Origin of the sequence: Methylomicrobium lacus (assembly GCF_041897535.1) — a bacterium.
GTDB classification, from domain to species: domain Bacteria; phylum Pseudomonadota; class Gammaproteobacteria; order Methylococcales; family Methylomonadaceae; genus Methylomicrobium; species Methylomicrobium lacus_A.
Window position 1 is genome coordinate 1952391 of record NZ_CP169217.1, and the last position, 14606, is coordinate 1966996.

Annotated in this window: 11 protein-coding genes; 4 read left to right on the plus strand and 7 right to left on the minus strand. The window is 56.4% G+C overall.

Annotation, left to right across the window (positions count from 1 at the left end):
• Positions 1–117: 117 nt before the first annotated feature.
• The gene (locus ACEPPP_RS08545; protein ID WP_374090637.1) at positions 118–2811 is read right to left on the minus strand and encodes a cation-translocating P-type ATPase; all 2694 of its coding nucleotides are present in this window, start codon (positions 2809–2811) and stop codon (positions 118–120) included.
• 283 nt (positions 2812–3094) lie between these two features.
• Here ACEPPP_RS08545 and ACEPPP_RS08550 point away from each other — a divergent pair, with 283 nt between their 5' ends.
• Entirely contained in the window at positions 3095–4306 is a 1212-nt protein-coding gene (locus ACEPPP_RS08550; protein ID WP_374090639.1) for a porin, read from the plus strand.
• A 28-nt stretch (positions 4307–4334) separates the two neighbouring features.
• On the opposite strand, the gene pqqC is transcribed toward ACEPPP_RS08550, so the two are convergent.
• From pqqC to pqqA, 3 genes are all read right to left on the minus strand, one after another.
• A complete protein-coding gene (gene pqqC / locus ACEPPP_RS08555; protein ID WP_374090640.1) occupies positions 4335–5066 on the minus strand; it encodes a pyrroloquinoline-quinone synthase PqqC in 732 nt (243 codons plus the stop codon).
• A gap of 10 nt (positions 5067–5076) precedes the next feature.
• Positions 5077–5988, minus strand: a complete 912-nt coding sequence (pqqB, locus tag ACEPPP_RS08560) for a pyrroloquinoline quinone biosynthesis protein PqqB (protein ID WP_374090641.1) — start codon at positions 5986–5988, stop codon at positions 5077–5079.
• 118 nt (positions 5989–6106) lie between these two features.
• Positions 6107–6181 carry a pyrroloquinoline quinone precursor peptide PqqA gene (pqqA, locus tag ACEPPP_RS08565; protein WP_006892363.1) on the minus strand — a complete coding sequence of 25 codons (75 nt, stop codon included), beginning with the start codon at positions 6179–6181 and terminating at the stop codon, positions 6107–6109.
• A 348-nt stretch (positions 6182–6529) separates the two neighbouring features.
• Between pqqA and ACEPPP_RS08570 the strand changes: the two genes are divergently transcribed.
• The gene (locus ACEPPP_RS08570) at positions 6530–6739 is read left to right on the plus strand and encodes a hypothetical protein (protein WP_374090642.1); all 210 of its coding nucleotides are present in this window, start codon (positions 6530–6532) and stop codon (positions 6737–6739) included.
• Positions 6740–6899: 160 nt separating this feature from the next.
• Here ACEPPP_RS08570 and ACEPPP_RS08575 read toward each other — a convergent pair whose 3' ends face one another.
• The 3 genes from ACEPPP_RS08575 to ACEPPP_RS08585 form a co-directional block, all read right to left on the minus strand.
• Positions 6900–8099, minus strand: coding sequence for an EAL domain-containing protein (locus ACEPPP_RS08575; protein ID WP_374090643.1), 1200 nt, complete (start codon positions 8097–8099; stop codon positions 6900–6902).
• A 20-nt stretch (positions 8100–8119) separates the two neighbouring features.
• Positions 8120–10984 (minus strand): PAS domain S-box protein, encoded by a 2865-nt coding sequence (locus tag ACEPPP_RS08580; protein WP_374090644.1) that lies wholly within the window; start codon positions 10982–10984, stop codon positions 8120–8122.
• A gap of 700 nt (positions 10985–11684) precedes the next feature.
• On the minus strand, positions 11685–12458 hold the full coding sequence (locus ACEPPP_RS08585) for a ThiF family adenylyltransferase (RefSeq protein ID WP_374090645.1): 774 nt from the start codon (positions 12456–12458) through the stop codon (positions 11685–11687).
• Positions 12459–12593: 135 nt separating this feature from the next.
• Here ACEPPP_RS08585 and groES point away from each other — a divergent pair, with 135 nt between their 5' ends.
• Together groES and groL are read left to right on the plus strand one after the other, a co-directional pair.
• Positions 12594–12881 (plus strand): co-chaperone GroES, encoded by a 288-nt coding sequence (groES, locus tag ACEPPP_RS08590; protein WP_374090646.1) that lies wholly within the window; start codon positions 12594–12596, stop codon positions 12879–12881.
• 52 nt (positions 12882–12933) lie between these two features.
• Positions 12934–14592, plus strand: coding sequence for a chaperonin GroEL (gene groL, locus ACEPPP_RS08595; protein WP_374090647.1), 1659 nt, complete (start codon positions 12934–12936; stop codon positions 14590–14592).
• The last annotated feature ends 14 nt before the right edge of the window (positions 14593–14606 follow it).

The following is a 14606-nucleotide window of genomic DNA, read 5'->3' on the forward strand; positions in this document are numbered from 1 at the left end:
AGGTTATGTTACCACATAAACTGCAAAACTCGCAGCCTGACCGCGCGTTCGACAGCCTCCCGCATCCATTCGATCATCACGACGCCATGTTTTACCGATAACAAAGCCGATGGCCATTTAGCCTCTCCTTCCCCCTCTCCAACGCACAACACCCCACTTACGTCCTTCCTCCAGCACCAGCATGCCCAGCGCACAGGGCAGCATGAACAGCCAGACCTCCGGCAGAATGGGAGCCGTGCCAAAGACCAAGTTTCCCCACGGCGTGTAGATAATCACAACGAGAAGGAGAAGTTCAAAGGCGACGCCCCAGAGCAGCAAGCGGTTGGCAAGGAGGCGGGCCCCGAAGAACAGGCTTTGCCCCGGCGTTTTGCAGAGAAACACATTGACGACCTGCATCAGGATGATCGCGCTCAAACACGCCGTGGTGGCCTGGAGATAAAGCATGTCTCGGCTTCCCAGGCGCTCGCCCCAGACCCAGCCGCCGCGGTGCAGGACAAAAGCATAAGCCGCCATCGCGGCGGCAGCCTCCAGCAGGCCCAGGAAAAGATAGGCCCGCAACAGCAAAGACCGGTTGAGCAGCCTTTCCTGGCGTGGACGCGGTGGCTTTTGCATGATGCAGGGGGCTGGCGGGTCCGCTCCCAAGCCCAGGGCTGGCAGCATGTCCGTGCCCAGATCGACCGCCAGAATTTGAATGATGGTGAGCGGCAAGGGGATGTTGAACAGGGCGAAGGCCAAATAAGGCACCAGTTCCGGGATATTGGAGGTCAGGATATAGGTCAGGAACTTGCGGATATTGTCGTAAACCGCCCGGCCCTCTTCGATCGCGGCGACGATGCTGGCGAAATTGTCATCGAGCAGGATCATGTCCGCGGCTTCCTTGGCCACGTCGGTGCCGATCACGCCCATCGCAATGCCGATATCGGCCATTTTCAGCGCCGGAGCATCGTTGACGCCGTCCCCCGTCACCGCCACGACATGCTTCTTCTTTTGCAGCGCGCTCACGATGCGCATTTTCTGATCCGCGCCGACCCGAGCAAAAATGATGTCGGCCGCATCCAGCGCCAGCCGCAACTGGATTTCGGACAACTTCCGCAATTGATCGCCGGTAATGACGGCCGGGGTTTCCGATTGAATTTGGCCGATCTGCCGGCCGATAGCCAGCGCCGTATGCGGATGATCGCCTGTCACCATGATCACCTTGATGCCCGCTTCCCGGCATTTTTCGATGGCGCCTCGAACCTCGGGTCGGGGCGGGTCTTCCAATCCTACCATACCGCACAAAATCAGATCCCGTTCCACTTGCGCGCCGTCATGCCCCTCTTCCAATTCGCGCCAGGCGAACGCCAGGACGCGTAAACCGTTAGCCGCCATCTCTTCCAGCGCGTGTGTGAAAGACTGTCGGGCTTCCGGAGTCAGCGGCGTTATTTCAGCGCCGGTTTGCACCCGGCTGCATAAAGGCAGCAGCATTTCGAGCGCGCCCTTGCAATAAACCACAGGTCCCTTGGGCGTCTGATGCACCGTGGAAAGGCGCTTGCGATCGGTATCGAAGGGCACCTCATTGATTTTGGGGTAGGTAATATGTTCTCCCAGGCAGGTCTTCGCCATGCGCACGAGCGCCACTTCCATCGGATCGCCCAATAACCGCGGTTTTCCGGCGACGACGGTCTCTTTCAGATTGTGGCAAAGCATGGCATCCTCGAAAAAACGCCGGTACAACTTTGCAAGGTCGCGCTGGCGCTTGACTGCAATCGGAGCCAGGATTTGGCCGTTCAAATAAAGCGCGGTCACCATCATACGGTTTTCGGTCAGTGTGCCGGTCTTGTCGGTGCAGATCACCGTTGCCGATCCCAAGGCCTCCACCGACGGCAGATGCCGAATCAGCGCATTGCGCTTGGCCATGCGCTGGGTCGCCATGGCCAAGGACAGCGTGACCGTGGGCAATAGGCCTTCCGGCACATTCGCGACGATGATGCCGATCGCGAAAATGAAGTTCTCCCAGAACGACAAACCCATGCTTTGGCCGATGAAGAAAAACACCACGCCGAGCGAGAGCGCCAGGAGTGCGACAATGCGGCTCAGGCGTAGGATTTCCTGCTGCAAGGGCGAAGTCGACACCCGTGCAGTTTGCGTCAGATGGGCAATCTTGCCGAACTCGGTGTGCATACCGGTGGCGAAGACAACCGCCCTGCCGTCGCCGGACACGATCGAGGTACCCGCCAACAGGGTATTGCGGCCATGCAGCAGATCTTCTTCGGAGGAGGGTGCTGCATCCCGCGCCTTGGGCATCGACTCGCCGGTGACGGTGGCATTGTTGACCCGTAAGGAAAAGGCTTCGAGCAAGCGGCAATCCGCCGGCACGTTATCGCCTTCCTGCAACAAAATCACATCGCCGGGCACCAGGTCGGCCGCGAGAATCAGACTCATTTTACCGGCACGCAGCACCTTGACGGTCTGGGGCAACAGTTTCTCCAAAGCGGCAACGGCGCGTTCGGCGCGGAATTGCTGCCAGAAAGAAAACAAACCGTTGATCACGATGACCCCAAGAATTGCATAACCCAGCGTATCCATGCCTCCGCCAGATTGCCGATAGTCGGCGAAAAAAGCCAGTCCCGCCGCCAGCCAGAGAATCAGGGCGAAAAAATGCACGAACTCTTTGATAAAGACCAGCCAAAGCGGCTCGCCCTGAACCTTGTCGATCCGGTTCGAGCCATATTCGCTCAAGCGGCGGCGGGCTTCGTCGCCGGACAAACCATCGTGACTGCTGATCAGGCTTTTGAGCGCTTCGTCGGGCGAGAGATGATGGATTTTCATCGGTGACGTTCCCCTTGCAATATCAAACAGCGTTCAATGCGCCGCGCTCACAGCCAGCTTAACTACCGACGATGTTTCTTCGCATTAACCGCCAGGCGCCGGCATGGCAATAACGGCAGCATGCGTGGAGGCAAAGAAAAATCTATTGGTTTTTGCAATACAATAAGAGGCGTAAGACTCTATTTCGTTCCCGTGAACGGCACGGAAACGCTCCACTCAAGCCCCAGAGCGATTACTGAATTAAAGGATATAAATGTTCCGCCCTATTAAATCGGCAGACCCGATGTTAAGCCATTGGCCGCTACGGTCCTGCGCGGCCTATCCGGCGATGGCCGCGTGCATCGCGCACGCGCTATTGATGGCGCCTGCCGCAGGCGCCGCCGAAGATCCTCCCAAAGGGCTTTATCAAACCCTCAGCGACGGCACGCTGAGCGAGGATTTGGGAATCGATGAGTTCGGCATCGATGCCGGCGGCTGGCTAACGGTCGGCATCAACCATAATTTCGCCGAGCCGGAGGACAGGCTGAATAGCCCGGTGTCATTCAATGACCGCACCGACGAGCTGCATCTGCATCAGCTGAATTTATTTTTCGAGCGCTCGGTGGATCTGAAAAGTGGCCGGTTCGACTGGGGCGGGCGCTTCGATGCGATGTTCGGCACCGATACGCCTTATACGCAGGCTACCGGCCATTGGGACGATAATCTGATCGATCAAAAAGACCTGCGCTTCTACGACGTTGCCTTGCCGCAGGCTTATCTCGAAGTCGGCTTACCTTGGGGTAACGGGCTGAGCGCCAAAATCGGCCATTTTTACAGCATCATCGGCTACGAGTCGGTGCCCTCGCCGCCGAACTTCTTCTATTCGCATTCGTACAGCATGAAGTCTTCGCCGTTCACGCATACCGGGGCATTACTGTCCTATGCGCTGCGCGACGATCTGACGCTGTACTCCGGCGCGGTGACCGGGGCGGACAATTTCGATCGGCACTTTGGCGCCTGGAGCTTTCTCGGCGGATTCAACTGGACCGCCGATGACGGCGAGAGCGGTCTGTCGTTTTCGGTGTTGAACGGCGACGCCAGCGATACCTTCGAGGACAACCGCACTTATTTCACGGCGATCTGGCGTCAGCTCATCGGTCAAAAATGGCATTATGTGCTGCAGCATGACCGCGGCTGGCAGGACCAGGCGTTCGGTCCCGGCAGCGCCAGCGCGGACTGGTATTCGCTCGTGCAGTATCTGAGCTATGATGTTGCCGACTCTCTCGGCGCTGGGATCCGCGCGGAATGGTTCCGCGACCAGAACGGCTCCCGCTATAACGCCGGGGAAGCAGGCTATTACGCAGTAACCCTGGGCCTGAACTGGAAACCCCTGTCCTTCCTGACGCTGCGCCCGGAACTCCGCTATGACTGGGCCGATTCGGCCACGCCGGCTTATGCGCGGGGCAGCCGCGACAACCAGTTGCTGATCGGCGCGGACGCGGTGGTCGAATTTTAAGGCGGCCGCTTAGACCGGCGCAGCGCCTTTACTTTTCGATATTGAAATACGGCGGCATCTTGTGGACGTATGCCATGTACATCGCATCGGCCATCGTCCACAGCACATCCAGCTTGAATTGCAGAATCTGGACCATCCTCTCCTGCTGCTCGCGGGTCTTGTACCAGTCCAGCGTGATCGCGAGGCCGTGTTCGACGTCGCGGCGGGCTTCGGTCAGGCGTTTGCGGAAATAGATGTAGCCTTCCTGCTCGACCCAGGGATAATGCTCCGGCCAGTTGTCGAGGCGCTGCTGATGGATCTTCGGCGCGAACAGTTCGGTCAATGACGAACTGGCCGCCTCGTGCCATTCCGCGCGGCGCGCGAAATTCACATAGGCGTCGACCGCAAAGCGCACGCCCGGCAACACATATTTCTCGGAGGTGATTTCCTCGCGGCTCAGGCCGACCGCGATGCCGAGTTGAATCCAGGCCTCGATGCCGCCGGGATCTCCCGGATGGCCGTCATGGTCGAGAATGCGCTGAATCCATTTGGCGCGGGTCTCGCGGTCCGGGCAATTGGCCAGGATGTTCGCATCCTTCAACGGAATGCTGACCTGATAGTAATAGCGGTTCGCGACCCAGCCCTGAATCTGCTCGCGGGTCAACTTGCCTTCATTCATCAGCAGGTGATACGGATGATGGATATGATAATACTTTTCCATGCCGCGCAACTGGGCTTCAAATTCCTGCCGGCTCCAAGGCTGATTTTCGTTCTGGCTCATGTGGTCTCCGTTATAAATCGATTTCCAATCCGTCGTAGGCGACTTCGATGCCGTTCGCACCGAGTATCTTGCGCTCGGCCGAATCCTCGTCCAGGATCGGATTGGTATTGTTGATATGGATCAGAATCTTGCGCGCCTTGCCGACGCCGCTCAGCACCTCGATCATGCCGCCTTCGCCGGATTGCGGCAAGTGGCCGATCTGCCGCGCCCGTTTCTGGCTGATCTGTTGCGCGCACATTTCGTCGTCGGTCCAGAAGGTGCCGTCGACCATCAGACAGTCGGCCGCCTGCATCGCCGCCAGTACGTGCGGTTCGATCTCGCCGAGCCCCGGCGAATAAAACAGTTTTTTGCCGGTCGAAATCTGTTCGACGATCAGGCCGATATTGTCGCCGTCATGCGGATCGTGGCGGTGCGGCGAATACGGCGGCGCCTTGCTTTTCAGCGCCTGCGTATAAAAGCGCAGATCGGCTATGCCCGGAATCGTGAAGCTGCCGCCGTCGGTCGGCACCGGGTGGTGATTGACCGTGCAGTAATGCGATAGCATGGTGAACACCGGAAAGCCGCTGGTCAGATCCTGCCGGACCATCTCGGTGCAATAGATGTCGAGCGGCTTGCCTTCTCTGAGCATCAGGAGCCCGGTCGTGTGGTCGATCTGGCTGTCGATCAGCAAGATCGCCTTGATGCCGGTATCGCGTATGCCCTGTTGCGGCTGGATCGCCGGAAACGCTTCCAGTTGCGTGCGAATGTCCGGCGACGCATTGATCAGCAGCCAGTTGCGATTGTCGGTGCTGACCGCGATCGATGACTGGGTGCGGGCCTTGCCGTGCATTTCGCCGCGGCGAATCCTCCGGCAGTTGTGGCAATTGCAATTCCATTGCGGAAAACCGCCGCCGGCGCCGGCGCCGAGTACTCTGATCTTCATGAGACGAAACTATCCTGCTGTGACCGAAAAATACCGCATACTATAAGGGAATCGGATTTATCAGGCAAAAAAAAGGGGATCTTGCGATCCCCTTTTTCTAACCAGACCGAAGTGCCGATTAACGGTTGTAGATGTACATGGTGACTTCGAAACCGAAACGCAGGTCTGTGTAGCTTGGTGTTTCCCATTTCATAGTAGTAACCTCCAGAAGTTATTGTGTTTATGCCAGCTTGATCAAGTAAGCCAAGCCGAAGTATACGATGATCTCCGGGTTTACGCAACATTTTGCCAGCCCAGGCCCCGCCTCCCGCCCTGCGTTGTTCTCGCGGTTAAATCGCGCCTTTTTCAAGTCCTTGACAAGGCATGCGAAAAATATCGGGCCGTGCATTCAAACGGTCGATCAGGCGCCTGCGGAAAAGCCCTACGCGGCACCTCCGCCCCGCAATTGTCACAGTTTTACGGATGTTTTTTGCTCAGGAAAAGAGTATGATCAAATTTCACCTAAACGCGAATATAACTATATAAATCATGAGGAGGCACTATGGGTGAAGTGACAGAACTGTTTCTGGTGATGCTGGTGATCGCCGCCGGGGCTTTTGCGCCGCTCGGCTATTTCATCTACAAATTTACACAGACCAATGCGAAACCTTTCGGCGAAACCGAACCGCACGGCGATAGCCCTTCGGTGATCAACGATCTCGCAGAAAAAGTCATCGGCATGATTAAAAAAGGCATGGCCGGCGGCAAATAACAACGGCCGTCGTCGACGCCTATGTGATGCAGCTATGCATTTTTGCGAATCCAGCCCTCCTGGATTTTAATAATCTGGCGGGCTGGATTCGCCCCAGACAGATCGAAGAACCCTCAAATACGAAACCTCTATTCTGGCGGCTGAATCGTTTGCCTCCGGCTTAGAGTGCCACTTTTCTTTCGCAAAAATCGCAAAGCGACGCCAGGTCCATCGGTTTGGCTATGAAATAACCCTGCGCCACATCACAGCCCATGCTCTTGAGCGCATCCCAGTCCTGCTCCGTCTCGACACCTTCGGCGACGCACTTGATGCGGAGCTTGTGCGCCATATCAATGCTCGACTGCACAATGATCCGCAGCGGCCCGTTTTCGGCAAAGCCTTTCACGAACGCCTTATCGATCTTCAGTTCGCTGAAGGCAATGCGCGTAATCTGCTGCATGCTGGAGTAGCCGGTACCGTAATCGTCTATCGATAATCCGAAGCCGTACATGCGCAAACGTGCCAGATTTTCCAGAACGTGCGCAACATCGGTCATGGCCGCGTTTTCGGTCACTTCCAGGATAATATGGCGAGGATCGATGCCTGCGTTGCGTATGACCTGTGTAATCCGGCTCGCCAGCGTCGTGTCGGTGAGCGAAGTCAGCGAAATATTGACCGACAGGCTTAACGTCTGACCGCGTTGAAGCAGTTGGCGGCAGGCGGCAGCCGCTTTTTCCAGCATAATAAAAGTCAGATCATTAATTTTGCCACTTTGCTCCAACTGATCGATAAAAGCATAAGGCGCGATCACACCATGGTTCGGATGTATCCACCTTGCCAGCACTTCGGCCCCCGTGATGCGCCCCGTGGATAACTCCAATTTGGGCTGGAAAAACGCTTCGAATTGATCATGCCGCGAACCGTCCATGATCTCTTCGAAGGTAAAGCTCGAAGGCGTCGTCGATGTCGCTGTCGGCTTGGGACAAACCGATTCATGCTGCCCAATCAGCGCCTGCAGGCGAGACCGCGTGATGGGTTTTTCAATCGCGCCCAGCAGCCTGATTCCGTAGGCAAGCGCCATTTTTTCGACCGAGGTGATTAGAGCGGAATCCAGCGCGCTGATGATAACCAGCGAGATGTCGGCGTGCGAACTGCCCAGGTGCCGGAAGTATTCCATGCCGTCCATTTCCGGCATCTCCAGATCGCAAAGCACAATATCAATCGGGTACGACTGTTCCGATTGCAATGTCGCCAGCGCCTGCTTGCCGTCGCCAGCCTGCTGCACCGACTTAGCGCCCAGAGAATGCAGCATATCGGCCAGGGTTTGGCGCTGAAAATCATCGTCCTCGACCACCAGGAAATGGAGCTCATCCGCTTTCATCAATATTTCCTCAAGCTTCTTTATTCCGCAACGTCCAGCAGAGAGAGATAATTTTCAAATCGATTCACCGCATCGGCCAATAACTGAAAGCCCCGGCACACGGCATCGTGATCGTTCTGCTTTGCGGCCTGCTCGATGGCCTCATAAGCGCTCGCAAGTTCGCGAGCCCCCACCATTCTGCTCGCCCCCTTGATGCGATGCGCCGCGTACGCCGTCCCGGCCATATCGGCCTGTTCGAGACGGGCTTGCAATTGCTCAAGATCGTTGCGCTGATAGCGTTGAAACTTGCGCAGCAGGTCTATCTGCCCAGCCCTGTCCGGCACCGCTTCGGAAAGGTCGGAAAAATCAACCGGAGGATCGGCATTTTGTTGGAGAGGCTTACGCTGCGTCTGCTTCTCGACCTCACCCAGCCCTGGAAGCCAACGCAGCAACATGGCACGCAAGGTTTTCAGGTTGGTCGGCTTGACCATCACTTCATCCATGCCGGCAACGCGACAGCGTTCGTATTCTTCGCCGAGGGCGTTCGCCGTACAGGCAATAATCGGCATGCGAGGACGCGCTTCCAATCGTTCATCCTTCCGGATGGCCCTGGCCAATTCATAGCCGTCCATAGTGGGCATATGGCAATCGGTAATGATTGCTGCGATCGGTCGGCTCCGCCACAACGCCAATGCTGACTCGCCGTCTTGTGCGGATTCGACGCGCAGGCCGAGCAGTTCTATCTGACGTACCAGCAAGGCAAGATTGACCGGATGATCATCCACGGCAAGCACGATCGGGGCGGTGGCGACATCAGCCGCGAGTGGCTCAGTGGGCGAAATCTCGGTGCCTTGCACACATGACGGTATCGTCTTGATCTCGGTCAAAGGCAGGATCAGCGTAAGACTGAAGGTCGAACCCTGCCCCGGGATGCTTTCCAGATCGAGGTGGGCGTCCATGATTTCAGCAAGGCGTTTGCAGATCGCCAGGCCGAGTCCGGTGCCACCGTACATGCGCGCGGTATTGTCGGTCGCTTGCGTATAGAGCTGGAACAGCCGCGATTTTTGGGCCTGATCGAGGCCGATGCCGGTATCCTGGACCGAAAAACGTATTGTTTCAGCGCCCTCAAGCTGTTCGAGCACTTCGGCACGTATTTGTACCGAACCTTGATGGGTGAACTTGATCGCATTGCTGACCAGATTATTCAGAATCTGCGAGAGCCTGAGAGGGTCGACAAGATGCGCCTTGCCGATCCTGTCATCGACATGCTGCTGCAAAATCAATTTCTTCGCGCTGGCAACATGGGCATAGGTATTCACCACATCCTGGACCAGATGCGCAATGGTGGTCGCCTGCACCGAAAGCCCAAGCTTACCGGCTTCGATCTTCGACCAGTCGAGAATGTCGCTGAGGATCCGCAGCAGGCTATGGCCGGAATCGCGAGCCGATTGCAACGTTTTCTTCTGCTCGTTATCGAGGGGCGTGAGGGCGAGTAATTCCAGCATGCCCAACAATCCACTCAGCGGTGTGCGGATTTCATGGCTCATGGTCGCCAGAAACGAATCTTTCGCGCGGTTGGCGAATTCGGCTTTTTCTTTCGCCTGCTGCAGCAGTTCTTCGGTGCGCTTGCGCTCGGTGATGTCGCGCACGACGCCGATAAACCGGCGGCTATCGTCCGAGCGCATTTCGCTGACCTTCAGATCGAGCGGGAAAACGCCTCCCTCTTTGCGGCGTCCGTGAACCTCCCGCACCTGCCCTATAATGCGCGCCTCTCCGGTGGCGAGATAATGCCTTAAATAGCCGTCGTGTTCGTCATGGTAGGGCTCAGGCATCAGCATTTTGATGTTCCTCCCGATGACTTCAGCGGCGACATAATCGAAGATACGCTCAGCGGCGGGATTCACCGTCTCGACGATGCCATTTTCGCTGATGGTGATGATGCCATCCGCGATATTATCAAGGATCGTGCGGATGTGTGTGGCGCTGTCCCGCAAGGCCTTCTGCGTGGCGTATTCATCGGAGACGTCGCGGAATACCAATACCGTCCCGATCACCTGCCCCGCGCGGCTCCGAATCGGCGCGCAGCTGTCGGCGATCGGATGTTCGCTGCCGTCGCGGGCGATCAAAAGGGTGTGATGGGCCACCCCCTGAATCGCCCCCTTTGCCAAGGTTTCGAACACCGGAATGACGGCCGGTTGCCGCGTGTCCTGGTTGAGAATCCGAAAAATTTCAGTGATCGGCCGACCTAATGCCTCCTTACTGGGCCAACCAGTAAGCTGTTCCGCACTCGGATTCAGACGCGTGACCTTCCCCTCGGCGTCCGTCGTCAGTACCGCATCGCCGATCGAATTCAACGTGACAGCAAGATTTTCCTCACTGTTGCGCAGCTTATCGTTCGCCCTGACCGCCTCCTGTGCGCGCTGGTATATTTCAGCTTCCATCTTTTCCATGCGCTCTTGCAGTTCTTCGGTGAGTTCGCTTTGCTTAACTCCCTGCTGCTTTAGCTGGATGAACTCGGTCACATCCTCGACCCGGTGGATGATGTAGGCAAGCGAGCCATCGGCATGAAAAACGGGCGAGTTCAGCGGACTCCAATAACGAACCTCGAAACCGCCTTCCGTTCCCGGCTTACGGATGTCATATTTTTGTATCGGCATCGTATGAGCTTTCCGGGTATTCCGCACCGTCATCAGGGAAGTCTGAAGATTGCGTACCCCGTCGGCGGAGGGATCGCTGGGATTGTCAGGAAAAACTTCGAAGATGTCGCAGCCGATAATGTCTTCCCGGCGAGTCATGGTGGCGCGCGCGTAGTCATCACTGACCGCGACGATATGGAAATCGCAATCCAGCACCAGGTACAATCCCGGCACGGATTCGAACAAAACCTGAAAATCGGGTTTCTGCATCCGCTTGTCGCTCGGGCTAACCGATGTGAAAAGAGAACCGCCGCCTCCCCTGATCATGAGTTAGGCTCCTGAAAGCCGAGCTCTTGCGACGTGCTCAAGCCAATGTCTTTTACGGCCATATTTGAACCCCGGCGAGCGTCCGCCAACATCACCCGAGAGAACAAGAAAAAATTGGAAAACCTTTTGTCGAGACAAAGCGAACGCATGTGGCTATCGGCTATTTCACCCGTCATCAATAAGCGCTTAACGAAAAGTTCTCGGGTATTTTCAACAGGGATTGCCGAACCCACACCAAACGTAGCATGATGACAATACCTATCAATTGTTCATTAATGATTAGCGTGGAATCATATCAAACCAATCTTATTGATTTATTATCTAACGGATAAAATAATGAAAATTAAGCATATGCCCTCTTGGCCCGGCCACGGCAATGCCGTTTCGACATTGCTCAAATTTTGAGCTTTCACGCCTTGTCTTTCCGCCAGTGACTTCGCCCCACTTTCCCGTTCTGGCGCAGTATATATTCTGCATGCCACATTTTTGCTTACCACATTTTGCCGATGAACCATCATTTTAAAAATGCTATCGGATACGCTTTGTTTTCTGCGGAATTCCCCCAGCATCGACACCGTGCATGTAATAATTTAAATTGCTAGGTAAAGCCACGCATCGCTGCATCCCTCTGGCTTAATCTTATTCAGATCGGCGAAAATTTCCATCCAAGGTGGTTTTCGCTACACACCGGGCATTTCGGGTTTTTTCTCAATTTCATCGTATTGAACTCCATCGTCAATCCGTCCAATAGCAATAACCTGCCGGTCAACGTTGCACCGATACCGACGATCAGCTTGATCGCCTCCATCGCCTGAATCGCGCCGATGATGCCGGTCACCGGCGCCACGACGCCATTCGTGGCGCAATTGAGCGGCTCTTCGCCATCCATTCGGTACAGGCAGTTGTAGCAGGGGCTATCCCCCGTGCCCGGCGTAAACACCGCGACCTGGCCTTCGAAGCGGATCGCCGCGCCTGAGACCAGCGGCGTCTCGTGCTCGACGCAGGCCCGATTGATCGCAAAGCGGGTCGTGAAATTGTCGCTGCAATCGAGCACCAGATCGGCGGCCTCGACTTCCTCGGCAAGCTCCGCGCCACCGAGCCGTTGCTTGATCGCCCTGACCTTCACGTCGGGATTTAGCCGATTCAGGGTCTGCCGGGTTGAAATGACTTTCGGAGTCCCTATATCGTCGGTGTAGTGAGCGATCTGTCTCTGCAAATTGGATAAGTCGACATCATCGTCGTCGAAAATCGTAATGTTGCCGACACCAGCCGCGGCAAGATAAATCGAAGCGGGCGAACCGAGCCCTCCGGCGCCGATGATCAGCGCCTTGGCGGCCAGCAGTTTCTGCTGTCCTTCGACATCGATCTGCGGCAGCATGATTTGGCGGCTGTAGCGTAAGAGTTGGTTGTCATTCATGAGTGATTGGAATCGGCTAAGGTTGTGGGGATGATGCCAAAGAACTTGACAGACTGCAAAACCTGTTTATTATTAGCACTCATTGAACGCGAGTGCTAATAAATTTTTACCCTTTAATTTTTTTAGGAGAGATTGATGAAAATACGTCCGTTACACGACAGAGTGATAGTCAAACGCGTTGAGGAAGAAACCAAGACCGCAGGCGGCATCGTACTGCCCGGTTCTGCGACCGAAAAGCCCAGCCAAGGCGTGATCCTGGCGGTCGGCACCGGCAAGCATCTGGAAAACGGCGAAATTCGCCCGCTGGAAGTCAAGGTCGGCGACAAGGTACTGTTCGGCAAATATTCCGGCAACGAAGTCAAGATTGACGGCGAAGAACTCATCGTGATGCGCGAAGACGACATTATGGGTGTACTGGGCTAAGCCCTCCTCATAACCTCATCACAACTATTTAACACATCAGTCAGGAATTAAAATGGCAGCAAAAGACGTATATTTTGGTGATGACGCACGTAGCCGGATGGCGAAAGGCGTCAATATTTTGGCAAACGCGGTAAAAGTGACTCTGGGTCCTAAAGGCCGCAACGCGATCCTGGACAAGAGTTTCGGCGCGCCGACCATCACTAAAGACGGCGTATCGGTTGCGAAAGAAATCGAATTGAAGGACAAATTCGAAAACATGGGCGCGCAAATGGTCAAGGAAGTCGCGTCGCACACCTCCGACGTGGCCGGCGACGGCACCACCACCGCGACCGTTCTGGCGCAATCGATCGTGAACGAAGGCCTGAAAGCGGTTGCCGCAGGCATGAACCCGATGGACCTGAAACGCGGCATCGACCTCGCGGTTACCAAAGCGGTCGAAGCGATCGTGGCTTCCGCGACCCCGTGCACAGACAACAAAGCGATCGCGCAAGTCGGCACCATTTCCGCCAACTCCGACGAGTCTGTCGGCAACATCATCGCCGAAGCGATGGAAAAAGTCGGCAAGGAAGGCGTGATCACCGTTGAAGAAGGCTCCGGCCTCGACAACCAACTGGATGTCGTCGAAGGCATGCAGTTCGACCGCGGCTACCTGTCTCCGTATTTCATCAACAAGCAAGACAGCATGAGCGTCGAACTGGACGATCCGCTGATCCTGATTTACGAAAAGAAGATCTCGAACATCCGCGAAATGCTGCCGGTTCTGGAAGCGGTCGCGAAACAAGGCCGCCCGTTGCTGATCATCGCCGAAGACGTCGAAGGCGAAGCCTTGGCGACGCTGGTCGTCAACACGATCCGCGGCATCGTCAAGGTCGCTGCGGTTAAGGCTCCAGGCTTCGGAGACCGTCGTAAAGCGATGCTCGAAGACATCGCGGTATTGACCGGCGGCACCGTGATCGCGGAAGAAGTCGGCCTGTCGCTCGAAAAAGCCGAACTGTCGATGCTGGGTACCGCGAAGAAAGTCCAGGTGACCAAAGAAAACACCACGATCATCGACGGTGCCGGCTCCGAAGACAAGATCAAAGGCCGCGTCGCGCAAATCCGCGCACAAGCCGACGAAGCCACTTCCGATTACGACAAGGAAAAGCTGCAAGAGCGTCTGGCGAAACTGGCCGGCGGCGTAGCGGTGATCAAAGTCGGCGCGGCGACCGAAATCGAAATGAAGGAAAAGAAAGCCCGCGTCGAAGACGCGCTGCATTCAACCCGCGCTGCGGTTGAAGAAGGCGTCGTTGCCGGCGGCGGCACCGCGCTGGTACGCGCGATTTCCGCGCTGGAAAATCTGCAAGGCGCGAACCACGACCAAACCGTCGGCGTAAACATCCTGCGCCGCGCGATCGAAGAACCGCTGCGCCAGATCGTCTCCAACGCCGGCGACGAACCCTCCGTCGTCTTCAATGAAGTCAAGAAAGGCTCCGGCAGCTTCGGTTACAACGCGGCCACCGGCCAATACGGCGACATGATCGAAATGGGTATTCTGGACCCTGCGAAAGTCACCCGCACCGCGCTGCAAAACGCGGCATCGGTAGCCGGCCTGATGCTGACCACCGAAGTGATGATCGCCGATGCACCTGCCGACAACAAAGCCGGCGGCATGCCAGACATGGGCGGCATGGGTGGAATGGGCGGCATGGGCGGCATGGGCGGCATGATGTAATCGCCCCGCCTTAG

Excerpts from the sequence above, each read along its gene's own strand:
- ACEPPP_RS08545 (WP_374090637.1), bottom strand. The coding sequence starts at position 2,811 with ATGAAAATCCATCATCTCTCGCCCGACGAAGCGCTCAAAAGCCTGATC.
- ACEPPP_RS08550 (WP_374090639.1), top strand. The coding sequence starts at position 3,095 with ATGTTAAGCCATTGGCCGCTACGGTCCTGCGCGGCCTATCCGGCGATG.
- pqqC (WP_374090640.1), bottom strand. The coding sequence starts at position 5,066 with ATGAGCCAGAACGAAAATCAGCCTTGGAGCCGGCAGGAATTTGAAGCC.
- pqqB (WP_374090641.1), bottom strand. The coding sequence starts at position 5,988 with ATGAAGATCAGAGTACTCGGCGCCGGCGCCGGCGGCGGTTTTCCGCAA.
- ACEPPP_RS08570 (WP_374090642.1), top strand. The coding sequence starts at position 6,530 with ATGGGTGAAGTGACAGAACTGTTTCTGGTGATGCTGGTGATCGCCGCC.
- ACEPPP_RS08575 (WP_374090643.1), bottom strand. The coding sequence starts at position 8,099 with ATGAAAGCGGATGAGCTCCATTTCCTGGTGGTCGAGGACGATGATTTT.
- ACEPPP_RS08580 (WP_374090644.1), bottom strand. The coding sequence starts at position 10,984 with ATGCAGAAACCCGATTTTCAGGTTTTGTTCGAATCCGTGCCGGGATTG.
- ACEPPP_RS08585 (WP_374090645.1), bottom strand. The coding sequence starts at position 12,458 with ATGAATGACAACCAACTCTTACGCTACAGCCGCCAAATCATGCTGCCG.
- groES (WP_374090646.1), top strand. The coding sequence starts at position 12,594 with ATGAAAATACGTCCGTTACACGACAGAGTGATAGTCAAACGCGTTGAG.
- groL (WP_374090647.1), top strand. The coding sequence starts at position 12,934 with ATGGCAGCAAAAGACGTATATTTTGGTGATGACGCACGTAGCCGGATG.